13 protein-coding genes are annotated in these 13,413 nt (G+C 62.8%); 6 read left to right on the forward strand and 7 right to left on the reverse strand.

The window, feature by feature from the left end:
• Window positions 1–48 precede the first annotated feature (48 nt).
• The 7 genes from AzCIB_RS24265 to AzCIB_RS15500 all read right to left on the reverse strand — a co-directional run bounded on the left by AzCIB_RS24265 (window position 49) and on the right by AzCIB_RS15500 (window position 6,627).
• The gene (locus AzCIB_RS24265) at window positions 49–300 is read right to left on the reverse strand and encodes a hypothetical protein (RefSeq protein ID WP_157058505.1); all 252 of its coding nucleotides are present in this window, start codon (window positions 298–300) and stop codon (window positions 49–51) included.
• Between the two features lie 46 nt (window positions 301–346).
• Complete coding sequence (gene ccoS, locus AzCIB_RS15475; protein ID WP_050416720.1) at window positions 347–550, reverse strand: cbb3-type cytochrome oxidase assembly protein CcoS; 204 nt, start codon at window positions 548–550, stop codon at window positions 347–349.
• Window positions 551–556: 6 nt separating this feature from the next.
• Window positions 557–3,037, reverse strand: coding sequence for a heavy metal translocating P-type ATPase (locus AzCIB_RS15480; protein ID WP_050418392.1), 2,481 nt, complete (start codon window positions 3,035–3,037; stop codon window positions 557–559).
• 181 nt (window positions 3,038–3,218) lie between these two features.
• Complete coding sequence (locus AzCIB_RS15485) at window positions 3,219–3,986, reverse strand: 3-hydroxyacyl-CoA dehydrogenase (protein ID WP_050416721.1); 768 nt, start codon at window positions 3,984–3,986, stop codon at window positions 3,219–3,221.
• Between the two features lie 94 nt (window positions 3,987–4,080).
• A complete protein-coding gene (locus tag AzCIB_RS15490) occupies window positions 4,081–4,620 on the reverse strand; it encodes a CoA pyrophosphatase (RefSeq protein WP_232299444.1) in 540 nt (179 codons plus the stop codon).
• 90 nt (window positions 4,621–4,710) lie between these two features.
• Complete coding sequence (locus tag AzCIB_RS15495; protein ID WP_050416723.1) at window positions 4,711–5,373, reverse strand: retropepsin-like aspartic protease family protein; 663 nt, start codon at window positions 5,371–5,373, stop codon at window positions 4,711–4,713.
• Window positions 5,374–5,472: 99 nt separating this feature from the next.
• The gene (locus AzCIB_RS15500) at window positions 5,473–6,627 is read right to left on the reverse strand and encodes a sensor histidine kinase (RefSeq protein ID WP_232299238.1); all 1,155 of its coding nucleotides are present in this window, start codon (window positions 6,625–6,627) and stop codon (window positions 5,473–5,475) included.
• A gap of 113 nt (window positions 6,628–6,740) precedes the next feature.
• On the opposite strand from AzCIB_RS15500, the gene AzCIB_RS15505 reads away from it, so the two are divergent.
• From AzCIB_RS15505 to AzCIB_RS15530, 6 genes are read left to right on the forward strand one after another with little or no spacing between them, the layout of a single operon-like run.
• Window positions 6,741–7,193: a type IV pilin protein gene (locus AzCIB_RS15505; RefSeq protein WP_050416725.1), complete on the forward strand. Its 453-nt coding sequence runs from the start codon at window positions 6,741–6,743 to the stop codon at window positions 7,191–7,193.
• Between the two features lie 2 nt (window positions 7,194–7,195).
• Window positions 7,196–7,681: a GspH/FimT family pseudopilin gene (locus AzCIB_RS24910; protein ID WP_050416726.1), complete on the forward strand. Its 486-nt coding sequence runs from the start codon at window positions 7,196–7,198 to the stop codon at window positions 7,679–7,681.
• Window positions 7,672–8,268: a type IV pilus modification protein PilV gene (gene pilV, locus AzCIB_RS15515; protein WP_232299239.1), complete on the forward strand. Its 597-nt coding sequence runs from the start codon at window positions 7,672–7,674 to the stop codon at window positions 8,266–8,268. The genes AzCIB_RS24910 and pilV overlap by 10 nt, the downstream gene beginning before the upstream one ends.
• A 6-nt stretch (window positions 8,269–8,274) precedes the next feature.
• Entirely contained in the window at window positions 8,275–9,291 is a 1,017-nt protein-coding gene (locus AzCIB_RS15520) for a PilW family protein (RefSeq protein ID WP_083447036.1), read from the forward strand.
• Window positions 9,288–9,920 (forward strand): hypothetical protein, encoded by a 633-nt coding sequence (locus tag AzCIB_RS15525; RefSeq protein ID WP_050416728.1) that lies wholly within the window; start codon window positions 9,288–9,290, stop codon window positions 9,918–9,920. Before AzCIB_RS15520 ends, AzCIB_RS15525 begins: the two co-directional genes overlap by 4 nt.
• 32 nt (window positions 9,921–9,952) lie before the next feature.
• Complete coding sequence (locus tag AzCIB_RS15530) at window positions 9,953–13,330, forward strand: pilus assembly protein (RefSeq protein WP_050416729.1); 3,378 nt, start codon at window positions 9,953–9,955, stop codon at window positions 13,328–13,330.
• The last annotated feature ends 83 nt before the right edge of the window (window positions 13,331–13,413 follow it).

A 13,413-nucleotide genomic window follows, 5' to 3' on the forward strand; every position in this document is an offset into this window, starting at 1 on the left:
AGAGCATGTGCAACGGCTCGCCACGGACTCGTGACAACGGCCGACATTCTATTGCACTGCAGTAGTGGGTGAAAATACCCAATTACAAAAAATACCTGTTGTCAGCATGGTTTTAATTACTTCATCATAACCCATGCGATCGGGCAAAAAAAAAGGGTGCGCATCAAGCGCACCCCCAACCCCAACAGAGAGACAAAAATTCCTTACCAGATTGGCGCGATCGAATCGCGACGCACCAATCTCGAAAACCGTAAGAAAAGTATGCCAATCCTCGTTCTCCGGGGCGTTGACGTAGGTCAACAAACCCCTCGCGATACGCGGAGGAGACGTTTCCCTGCCGCGAAAATCACTGCTTTCTGACCTGCGAGGGAGTGTCATCGGACTGTCCCGGTTTCGGACCTTCGGGCAGGTCGCGGTCGTCCATCAGCATGCGATAGGCGGGACCTTCCATGTCATCGTACTGCCCCGAGCGCAGCGACCACCAGAAGATCACGCCGATCACGAACACCAGCACCACCGAGAGCGGCACGAGGATGTAAAGACTTTCCATGGACGGTCAATTTACCCGGCGATAACCCTGTAGACGTAGGGCATTTAGCACGACGAGCAGCGAACTTCCTGCCATGCCTATCCCCGCCATCCAGGGCGTGACCAGTCCCGCCATCGCGAGCGGGATGGACGTGAAGTTGTAGGCGAAGGACCACCACAGGTTCTGCCGGATGACCTTCAGGGTGCGCCGGGCGAGGTCCACGCCCCGCCCCAGACCGGCGAGGTTCTCGCTCAGCAGCACGATGTCGCCCTGGTTGCGGGCGAGCTCGGTTCCTCCCCCCATCGCAACCGAAACATGGGCTTGGGCGAGAACCGGCGCATCATTGACCCCATCACCGACCATCGCCACGACCGCCGACGGATCACGCTGCAGCGCGGCAATGAAGTCACGCTTGCCCTGCGGCGTCATCCCGCCATGCGCGTCATCCAGCCCCAAGCGCGCCGCAATCGACCCCGCGACCGAGTGTGCGTCACCACTCAACACACTCGTGCGGATTCCCTCGGCCGCCAGCTTCGCGGTCAGCTGACCGGCCTCCGGGCGCGGAACGTCGGCCAGGCGGAAGAGCCCCAGCCAGCGCCCCCGCCCGCCCAGCGCTATGACGGAGCCCCCACGTTCGGACAGATCTTCGAGGCTCGACGGCAGATCGCAGCCCAGATGCCCGGCCACGAAGTCGGGACGTCCCAGCCAGTACGATTCGCCATCCACCGTCCCCGTGACCCCCAGCCCCGTTTCCGACGCGAGGTTCCGGACCACGGGGAGTTCCGCATCGTCGCTCGAGCGGCGCAAGGCCCGCGCGACCGGATGCTCGGACGACTGCTCGAGCGCGCCAGCGATCGCCCGCAACTGCCGGACATCGAGATCGGCGAGCGGCAACGTTTCCTCAAGAGTCAGGCGACCCAGCGTCAGGGTGCCCGTCTTGTCGAAGACGAAATGGTTCGCGTTCGCCAGCGTCTCGATCGCGTGACCGCGGGTCACGAGCACGCCCATGCGCGCCAGCGCGTCGGTCGCGACGGTGAGCGCAACCGGCGTCGCGAGCGACAACGCGCACGGACATGCCACCACCAGCACCGACACGAACACCCACAGGGCCCGCGACGGATCCACGAAGTACCAAGCGACGCCAGTGATGCTCGCAAGGACCAGCAATGCAATGATGAAAACAACGGCAACCTTGTCGGACTGCCGGGCAATCTCCGGCTTCTCGCTCGCCGCGCGCTCCATCAGGCGCCGGATCGCCGCCAGCCGGGTCGAATCGCCCGTCTGCTCCACCCGGACTGCAAGCGGGCTGGAGATGTTGATACTCCCGCCCGTCACCTCGCTGCCGACCGACTTGGGCACCGGCAGGCTCTCTCCGGTGAGCAGGGCTTCGTTGGCATCGCTCTGCCCGTCGATCACGACGCCGTCGGCCGGAACGACCTCCCCCGGACGAACGCGCAGGACGTCGCCCGCCACGAGCTGCGAGACGGGGACCCGTTCGCCGGTCAGGGACGGCCAGCCCGGAAGCCGTTCGGCGAAGGCCGGCAGTACCTTGCCGAGTTCCTCCACACCGCGTACCGCCTTCTGCCGCGCAATCATTTCGAGGTAGCGCCCGCAGAGCAGGAAGAACACGAACATCGTCACCGAGTCGAAATACACCTCGCCCCGCGCCGTCAACGTTGCCCACACGCTTGCGACGAACGCACTGCCCACCCCCAGCGCGACGGGCACGTCCATGCCCAGGCGGCGCAGCCTGATGTCGCGCAGTGCGCGCCGGAAGAACGGCGCGGCGGAATACAGGACCACCGGCAGCGTCAGCACGAGGCTTGCCCAGCGCATCAGCAGTTCGATGTCGGGCGTCAGGTCGCCGTCACCGGCGAGGTACGCCGGGAAGGCGTACATCATCACCTGCATCATGCCGAAGCCGGCAACGAACACGCGCCACAGCATCGAGCGACGTTCGCGTTGCGCGATCTGCTCGGAACGCTCCGCGTCGTAGGGATAGGCGCGGTAACCGATCGCCTGGATGGCTGCGAGGATGTCCGACAGGCGCGTGCGGCGCTCGTCCCAGCGCACCCGCGCGCGACGCGTGGCGTAATTGATGTCGACCCGCGACACGCCCGGCTGGCGCGAGACATGCTGCTCATTCAGCCAGACACACGCGGCGCAGGTGATCCCCTCGAGGATCAGCGACGCCTCCCGCTCGTGTTCGCCGACGGGCTCGACGAAGCTCTTCTGGAAGTCCGGATGGTCGAACAGGCCGAGCTCCTGCAATTCCGCCGGCAGGGCCTCCTTTTGCGGCTCCGGCATCGCGTCGCGGTGCCGGTAGTAATCGGTGAGCCCGTTATCGACGATGGAGCGCGCGACCGCCTCGCAGCCCACGCAGCACATCCGCCTCTCGACGCCGTCGATCGCAACGTAGTGACGGGTCTGCGGCGGGACGGGCAGTCCGCAGTGGTAGCACTCGTCGGCAGGAGATGAAGCGGGAACGGCGGTTTCGGGCGAAGTCATCGGAACGTGCGGAAGGAAGCCGGACAAGAGGCCGCTGCAGCGCAGCATGAAACAGGGAGGAACGCACTTTTAGCACACTTCCCCGATCCCGACCAACGCCCCGTCCGGAGGCCCGGAAAACCGCAGGGGGCGGCCACCATCGGCACGCCCCCAGCCCGGACCCGCAATCCGGAACGCCGACTTACTTCGCGGTCATCCGGATCGCGCCGTCCAGACGGATCGTCTCGCCGTTCAGGTAGGCGTTTTCCACGATGTGGCGAACGAGCGCCGCGTACTCGGACGGACGCCCCATGCGCGACGGGAACGGGACGGTCTTGCCGAGGGAATCCTGCACTTCCTGCGGCATCCCCATCAGCATCGGCGTCTCCATGATGCCCGGCGCGATCGTCATGACCCGGATGCCGAAGCGGGCGAGCTCGCGCGCGACCGGCAGCGTGAGTCCGACGACCCCCGCCTTCGACGCGGCATAGGCGGCCTGGCCGATCTGGCCGTCGTAGGCGGCGACCGAGGCGGTGCTGACGATCACGCCGCGTTCGCCCTCTTCGTTCGGGGCCGCCTTGCTCATCACGTCCGCCGCCAGCCGCATCATGTTGAAGCTGCCGATCAGGTTGACGGTGATGGTGCGGGCAAAGGACTCGAGCCGATGTGGAGCCTCGCGGCCCACGATCTTTTCCGCCGGAGCGATGCCGGCGCAGTTGACGAGCCCGTGCAGCCCGCCGAATTCGGACACGGCACGCTCGATCGCCGCCCGACCGCTGTCCTCGCTCGTCACATCGGTCTGCGCAAACATGACGTTCGCGCCGAGTTCCTTCGCGAGCGCTTCTCCACCCTCGCGGTTCACGTCGGCAAGCACCACCCTGCCGCCCGCCGCAGCGAGCATGCGCGCCGTTGCCGCACCAAGACCGGAGCCGCCCCCGGTCACCACGAATACGCTGTTTTCGATCTTCATGCCGAACTCCTCTCCATCGCCGTCCACATGCGGCGACACGGAGGCGCAAAATAATTGCAGTTGACGTCAACGTCAACTACAGCCGCCGGTCGCGCTATCTCTCTTCTCCCAGAAATCTGTACAGGGAAACGAGGATTCCCGCAGTCGCACCCCAGATAAAGTACTCGCCGTAGGGCATCGCATAGTACTCGCGCATCCTTCCCTGGTACTCCGCCTTATGCTTCTGGTGCCTGGCCGGATCGAGAAAATGCGACAAGGGCACCTCGAAGGCCTCGGCGACCTCGAAACTGTCGAGCGTCAGATCGAACGGCGGGTGCACCAGCCCGACGACCGGCGTGATGCGAAACCCCGTGCCGGTGCGGTATTCCGGCAGTTCCCCGAGCAACTCGATGCGATCGGGATCGAGTCCGATCTCCTCTTCCGTCTCCCGCAGCGCCGTCATCACTGCCGAAACGTCGGCCTCCTCCACCCTTCCGCCGGGGAAACTGATCTGCCCGGGATGATGATGCAGATGGTCGGTGCGGCGCGTCAGCAGCACGGTCAGCGCCTGCTCGCGCGCAACGACCGGCACCAGCACCGCCGCCGGTCGCAGGTTCTGCCCCGACGGGCTGCCATCGTCGTGCACGGGTTCGATCGCACGCGCATCCGTGAACTGCCGCCGCAACCACTCGGCATCGCGGAGTGCCCCCGAACGCGAGCCTTCCTTCTCGGTCACACCCACCTCTCAAAACCGTTTGCGCAGCGTCATACGATCGCCTTCCCGCTGCATGTCCATGCGACTGAGGAAGCTCATCCCGAGCAGTACGAACGGAAGATCGTTCTCGTGAATCAACCCGTCGACGCCGTGCAGCGTGACGTCGCCGACGCGTACCGTATCCAGCCTCACCTTCCATACCCTCGCTGGGCCGCTCGCCGTCTGGCTCACGCCCCCCACGCCCTTGCGAAAGTCGATCCCTGCACGGCGCGCATCCGACGCACCCATCGAGACCATGCTCGCCCCCGTATCCACGAGGAAACGCACCGATGCGCCATTGATGCTGCCACTGGAAAAATGATGGCCGCGCACGTCCGCGACGAGACTGACCGCCGCGGCGCCCCCCTGCTCACCCGGACCGCCGCGGACCGGGCCTGCGCCCAGCGCCACTTTTTGCCTTTTCCCGCCGATCTCGACGATTGCCGCAGCTTCGGCCACCTCGACCAGACGCAGTCCGTCACGAGTCTGCTCACCCACCGCAAGCGTGCGCGGCGCACCGCCGTCCACGACCAGCACCGCCTTTCTGCCGAAAAGTCCGACCAGCTCCACATCCGCTGCGAGCGCCGCGTGCGGCGCCCCAACGGCGACGACCATGAACGGAATCCGAAACATCGCGACCAATCCGACCATCATTCACCTACCGGATGAAAAACCCACCTGCGCGCGCAAATACACGCACGCCTCGATCGATCAGCGTACCTTTTCGCCTCCCTCCTGCCAAATCGCGACGCTTCACGCCGCCTTGCCGGCCAGACGCGCCCCCCGCAACGGCACGCACACCTTGACGACGAACAGCTTGTCGCGCGTCGAGATGCGCAGAGTCCCCTCGGCATCGAAATACAGGCCAAGTCGCTCCTCGATGTTGGCCAGCGCAATCTTGTTGCCGGACGGAACCGGCGAGTCGCCGCCGCATACCGAATTGGTGACCTCGATGACGAGTTCACTCGCCCCGGTACGGATCGAAACATGCACATCGCCACCCTCCGCGAACGGCTCCACGCCATAACGCACTGCATTCTCGAGCAGCGGCTGCAGGACCAGGATCGGGACATTCACCGACACAGGCGCGCCGTCGCGATCCCAATGCACCCGCAGGCGCTCTCCCAGACGCAGCTGTTCGATCTGCAGATAGGCCTCGGCGAGGCGGATCTCGTCGGCGAGCGGAACAAGGGAACGACTGTCTTTCAGCAGCGCACGGAAGAGATCCGACATATCGAGCAGCACCTGCTCCGCGAGGCGGGGATCCTGTCTCACCAGCGATACCGCCGTATTCAGACTGTTGAACAGGAAATGCGGCCGGATGCGTGACTGCAACGCGATCAGGCGCGCCTTGGCCAGGGCTGGCGACAGAACCCGCTGACGCCAGTTGAAATACCCCAGGGTCAGAGCGGCAAGCAACCCGGCGATCGCCGCAGACTTCAGTACCGCCCCCCATGGCACCACGCCCGTCCAGGCATGGAACGCGAGATCCAGCCCGCCGGCCACGATGGCAGCGACCGCCACCACAGCGCCCACGCCGCGCCGGTACGGAAATCGTGCCAGGAGCGGCGAGAGCAGGAACAACGACAAAACAACCGCCAGCAGGGACAATTCAAACGGCAGCGCCACCGCCCCAACCCCCTTCAGGGCCTCCATCACATCCGGGGAGTGGGCCACGAGCGTTACGAGATTGGCGGCCTCAGCGATGACGAGGATGCGCAACAGCACGCCCAGGTTGCGAAAGTCCGGAAGAGTCACGATGTCGTGCGATGGTGCGTTGTCCAACGAAATCCAGCTCCCGTATTGAGAAAACCGCTTGCCGCCACAGGCGTCGCGGGGTGGCGTCTGCGCCCCCTCAGCCTCTTCCGTACCGTCGGCGGAGAGTGCATCGTGGCGGTCATCCGCCACTCGTGCGCCGAAAGCACACGCTCATCGGGCGCCGCTTCTGCTTTGCCCGGACTTTGACTAGCCTCTATCCAGGATGCAGTTCCGACCATACCATCCACGTACCCCCTCATGATATGGACACGATCGTGAACTCGAAACAACCCGCACAGCAGCCGATGCGCAACGGCTTCACCCTGATCGAAGTGATGATCGTCGTCGCGATCATCGGGATTCTGGCCGCCGTTGCCTACCCCGCCTACACGTCCTACCTCGTGCGGGCGAACCGCAGCGTCGCCACCGCGCATCTGCTCGACATTGCAACGCGGCAGCAGCAGTACCGTCTCGACGCGCGAACGTTCGGCTCCCTGAGCGACATCGGCATGGGCACGCCGCCGGCAGAAGTCAGCAAACACTATGCAGTAAGCCCGGTGGGGGCGCCGTCCGCAACAGCGTTCACTGTTCAAGCAGCACCGACCGGCTCGCAGGCATCTCAGGACACCAAGTGCGGCACCCTGAGCATCAACCAGGCCGGCACCAAGTCGGTCTCCGGCTCCGGAAGCGCTGCGGACTGTTGGGGCGGTCGCTAATCATGAACACGACGAACGTGCGTGACCGCCTGAACGCGCAGGCCCGCTCTGCGGGCTTTTCCCTCGTCGAGCTGATGATCGTGATAGCGATAGCCGCAATTCTCGCAGCGATCGCTTACCCCTCGTTCCAGGAGCTGCTCGCTTCGCAGCGCGTTCGTGCCGCGTCGTCGGCACTCTACGACTCGATGCTCGTCGCCCGCAGCGAGGCACTGAAGAGCAACGCGAATGCCAGCTTCGCGCTTTCGGGGAGCGACCTCGCAAAGGGTTGGACGATTCAGGTCGGCGGTCAGGACGTGCATTCGCAATCGGCGCTCGCGGGACTGAGCTTCAATCCGGAGAACCCCACGATCGTCTACGGCACTACCGGCCGGCTGATCAGCGGTGCGAATACCGCGATAACCGTTTCAACTACCGGAACGAACATAAAACGCTGCATCCGCCTCGATACCACCGGCAGACCGCGACTGACCGAGGGAGCATGTTCATGACCCACCATCGTTGTGGTAAGCCGAGTCAGGCGCAAAAGGGCTTCAGTCTGCTCGAGGTACTGGTTTCGATCGTGATCCTGGCGATCGGCCTCCTCGGACTCGCGGGACTCCAGACCAAGGCGAACGAAATCGAGATGGAAGCCTATCAGCGCTCAGTCGCGCTGATGCTCGTGCAGGACATGGCGGATCGGATCTCCGCGGGACGCCTGTACGTGGATGCCTTTAAGGCAAAGAGCCTGGTCGTTTACGGTGGCGATGGCCAGCTCGACGTCTGCCCGGACACCGCTGACGTCGACGCGCAGCTCTGCGAATGGGGCAACGCGATGAACGGTGCAGGCGAAAAGAAGGGAGCCGCCAACATCGGCGCTCCGATCGGCATGCGCGGCTGCCTGATCTCGGTTCCCCCCACAGATGATGCGCTCGGCGAATTCTTCGTGGTCGGCGTCTGGCAAGGTCTGATGCCCACCGCTTCGCCCCCGGCCAACACCCCTGGCGCGCAATGCGATCCCGACGCCGACTTTGGCGGCGCCGGATTGCGGCGGGCAGTTGTGACCCGCGTCCTCATTCCGAAACAAGTTGCCGGGTAAGCCAACATGCACGCACCTGGATTGCTCACACAGCCCCGCATCCGCGTTTCCTGCTCGCGCGAACGCGGCATATCGCTGATCGAAATGATGATTGCCATGACCTTGGGGTTATTGGTGATCGGCGCGATGACGACCATCTTCGTCAACAACAGCCAGTCCCGGCGCGAACTGGATAAGGCCGCGCAGCAGCTGGAGAACGGCCGCTACGCGATCCAGATCCTGCGGGACGAAATCTCGATGGCGGGTTATTACGATGCCATCGCCAGCCTTCCCGACACCCTCAATTCCACGACTACCAGCGCCTGCTCGGGCGATGTGGATGTCTGGAAGGGGTCGATGGATATCGCGGTGCAGGGATTTACCCCCGATACTTTCCCTTGCTCGATTTCCGCGAAGGGCGGAACGGAACTGCTTTTTGTCCAGCGCGCCTCCACCGCGGTTACTGCGCCGGATGCACTCAACGCCAGCAACGGCTATCTCCAGGTTTCCCTGTGCGGCGACGAATACGTCAGTGCGGTTGCCGACAAGCCATTCCGGCTCAAGGCGGGCTCTGGAACCTTCGACCTTCAGCAGATCGACTGCAAATCGACGAATCGGGCGCCGATCCGCCAGTACCTGCGCAGGGCTTTCTTCATCGCCGGCAACAATGTCACCGGCGACGCGATTCCCACATTGAAACGCGCCGATTTCCGTGCCCAGGCGCTCGGAACCACCAATCCGGACGTCCAGGCCTTGGTCGAAGGCATCGAGGACATGCATTTCGAGTATGCAATCGACACCAGCGGCGACGGCTCGCCGGATACCTTCGCCGACAATCCGGCCGGGGCCCAACTCCAGAATATTGTAGGCGTCCGCCTGTGGCTGCTCGCCCGCGCACTCGAGCCCTCTCCCGGTTACGACGCCAGCACCAAGACGTTCACGCTAGGCTCCAAGGGCCCCGTCCAGTTCGCCGACAATTACAAACGGCACGTCTTCAGCACATATGTCGAACTGATCCATCCCGTGGGGCGGAGAACAAAATGAAGCATCCCCGATCACGCGCACCGCAGCAGGGTGCAGTCCTTTTCGTCGGCCTGATCATGCTCATACTGATCACGCTGCTGGCCGTCTCCGCGATCCGCCTTGCGAACACCAACCTCCTCGTTGTTGGCAACGAGCAGTTCCAGAAGGAGGCGGAGGACGCCGCGAATTACCACCTCGATCTGGCGCTGAATTCGAACGAATTTACCGCCCGCAATGTTGCCCGGAACGTCGCGCTTCCAGCGTTTTCAGGCGCCACCGCCACCCCGGAAACGAGCTACAAGGTCACGGTGCCGCCACCGAAGTGCAAACGTTTCCGGCACATCAAGCAAAGCGAGTTGACGGCAAAGCGGACGGTAACAGTCGATCAAGTGGTAGACGGCGTGGAAACGAAGGTGGAAAAGGTCGAGGAATACGTACCGACAGACAATGTTGCCTGTTTCGGCGGAAAACCCACAGACATACTGATCATCGAGCCCACGACCAACCTCTCGGGCAACTCACTTTGCGCCACTTCGCTGTGGGAAATGACCGCTGACGTCGAACTTCCAAACGCAAGTGCCAAGGCTCAGGTAGTCCAAGGCGTCGAAATGCGCATCGACTATGCGGAAGCGCAGACTGCATGCAAATGAATCGCGATAGCAGAACAAAACGGAGCTCCAAAATGAACAAGCGACTGCGCGTTGCCTTGGCGATTACCCTGATGGGAAGCAGCCTCGCACGACCTGTGGCGGCCGAAGACATCGACATTTACACGATGGCCCAGACTACCCAGGCGGCGCCCAATGTTCTTCTGTTTATCGACAACTCGGCGAACTGGTCGGCGATGGATCAGGCATGGGACAAGACGGAAGTCAGCGCAAAATGCAACGGCGACGCGACTTGCCTCAAATATGTCGAACTTGTGTTCGGCAGTAACACCAGACTGGCGCAAGGGCAAGTCGAAGTACGGGCACTCAAGGCGGTCATAGAAGAACTCGCCTGCAATTCCGGGGCGCCGTTCAACGTGAATCTGGGCCTGATGCTTTATACCTCGGGCACGGCAGACGGCACCAACGTCGTGTCGGGATATATCCGCCGGGCAGTCCAATCCCTTGCGCCGCTCTCGGAAGGCTGCACCAACCTCAAGAACGACTTCACCCTCATCGACAGCAAGATCCAGTCCGACGAGTTCAAGGGGCCGTCGTCGACCGACTATGGCACAGCGATGTTCGAGGTGTTCAAGTATTTCGGCGGGTATGCGAACACCAATGGCGTGACCGCTACCGCATCCGGCAGCCCCACAGGCGCCAAAGGCTTCGGCACCCAGCGTTACACCGACAAAGATGCAAAAGTCAGCGGTTCCCTGACCCTCAAGGATATGGAGGACTCCACTGCCTTCACCACGGGAACACGGGACACGTATCTGAGCCCGATTCACAAGGATTCGTGCGGCAACAACTACCTCGTCGTAATCGGCAATCAGTTCCCGAACCAGGAATTCGGGTCGAACACGACCGCAAATCCTGCGACCAACCAGGTAATGGGCTATCTGGGACTCAAGCCGAACCAACTTTTCTCGAGCACCAACAAGGCCGACATCCGGTTCGCGGACGAATGGGCGCAGTTCCTCGCGCGCACCGACGTCAGTCCCGTGACGGGCCATCAGCCGGTAAAGACGTTCACGATCAACGTCTTCAACAAGAAGGAAGACCTCGCGCAGACGGCCCTGCTCAACAGCATGGCGCGCAATGGCGGCTCGGGGGTCGGCGGCGCCTTCAAGGTGAATGGCGACCTCAAGGCGCTGGTCGATGGTCTGAAGACCATCTTCATGCAGATCAACGCGGTCAACAGTTCGTTCGCATCGGCCTCGCTGCCGATCAGTGTCAACACACAGGGCACCTATCTCAACCAGGTGTTCATCGGTATGTTCCGGCCGGACACGAAATCCCGCCCGCGCTGGGCGGGCAACCTGAAGCAGTACCAGTTCGCACTCCAGAAGACCGTTATCGACGACGTGACGACCCGCTCGCTTTTTATCGCCGATGCGGATGGTGTGTCAGCGATCGATAATGCCAACACCGGCTTCCTGCAGGCTTGCGCTCGAAGCTTCTGGACCACGAATTCGGGCGAATACTGGAAGACCGTGACGGAATCCCCGACGCCCGACTATGACATCCCCGACGGAAGCTGCGTCGGATCCGAGTTCAACGACAAGCCCGATGGACGCGTGGTCGAACGCGGCGGCGTAGCGCAGCAACTGCGGGAACTCGCCACCCCGGCGGACAGGAAGATCGAGACCTGCGCGGCGGCGCCGGTCAATTGCACCTCCAGCACGGCTTTCACGGTCTCGACTGACGACGAAAGGTGGATCCGCGGGGACAACGTAGGCGACGGCTATAACACGGCCACGACGACCGTAAATGAACAATACCAACGCGACGCCAGCGTCATTCGACCCACTATCCACGGTGCCGTCATCCATTCCCGTCCGCTGGCGATCAACTATGGAAGCAGTGGAACAAACGATATCGTCGTCTTTTACGGTACCGACGACGGCTTGCTCCGCGCAGTCGACGGCAACAAGACCGAATCCGTGTCACGCAGCGGCACCGAACTTTGGGCGTTCCTCGCTCCCGAGTTCAAGGCGCGTCTCAAGCGGAATCGAGACAACTTCCCGCTGCTCACCTTCAAGGACGACCCCACCGCTCCCAAGGATTACTTCTTCGACGGTTCGATCGGCGCTTACATCGGCCCTGAAAAGGCGGACGGAACCGGCGCACGAGTGACCTATATCTACCCCTCGATGCGGCGTGGCGGCACGATGATCTACGCGTTCAATGCCACGCAGCATCCAGCGACTTCCGCACCAGTGCCACTGTGGCGCTTCGGCTGCGACCAGACCGGCGAGTGTTACGGCACCGACGCGGAAAAACTCGGGCAAACCTGGTCCGCGCCGCGCGTGGTTCGCGTAAAGGGCCAGTCGAAGCTCTACACTGTGTTCGGTGCCGGCTACGACGCATGCGAGGACAAGGAACCCAGGGATTGCACTAACGCAAAGACGGGCAGCGGCATCTTCGTGCTCGACGCCGCCACCGGTGACCGGCTGAGGTACATTGATTTCGGGGCGGATGCCGGTCGCGTCGTGGCGGACCTTGTCCCCGCCGACACCAATGACGACGGGTATTCCGACGTGATCTATGCGAGCGACACCTCGGGTAACGTCTGGCGCATCAACCTGACAGACCCGGCCAAATCCGGAACGCAGAGTCAGTCTGACTGGACCGTCACGCATGTGGCCAGGGTCGGTGACTGGACCACTGCGAATACCCGCAACCGCAAGTTCCTCTACGCCCCGGATGTCGTGCGAGTGGGCTCCTACAACATCGTCCTCATTGGCTCGGGCAATCGCGAAAAACCGCTCAGCACCTCTGCCGCAGCCAAAGTCAAGAACCGGTTCTACGGGCTCTGGGACGAGTATGGCGTATCGTCGGGTTTCGTCACGATCGACGACCGCAAGGACTGCGATGCCGCAGGAGACACCGTGATGACGAGTACCTCCTGCCAACTCATGAACACGAGCACTACGACGCTCGATTACAACCCGGTGTTCTCCTCGATCATTACCCGCCCGCGCGGTTGGGTCATCGACTTGGACGACACGAGCGATATCGGGCCCAACGAGCAGATCGTGACCACGCCGGCAACGATCGGCGGCATGGTCAACTTCAGTACCTTTCAGGCTAAGAACAACGACCTGTGCTCCTCGCTCGGCACGGCGCGGGGTTACGCTGCGTGCTTCCTGCACGGCGGCGCGACATGTGACGCCCCCCCGCCGGAAGGGACGATTCGTTCTGCCACCTTCGTTGGCGGTGGCATGGCACCGTCACCTGTCGTAGGCACTGTCGAAATGACCAGCTCTGATGGGTCCAAGGAGATCGTGCCCTTCATCATCGGGGGCCCACCCAACGGAGACTGCAAGTCAGCGATTTGCGGAGACGATGTAAAGATTCCGATCCGGAAGGACCGCACCAAAGTCTATCGCTACAAGAAAATCGACTGATCACTTTCAGGCGAAGCTGAGCGCGGGCCGCAATGATACGGCCCACGCTTTTTTTGTATCCTGCGGGAATTGAAATGCGGGCC

The organism is Azoarcus sp. CIB, from assembly GCF_001190925.1.
Taxonomy (GTDB): Bacteria; Pseudomonadota; Gammaproteobacteria; order Burkholderiales; family Rhodocyclaceae; genus Aromatoleum.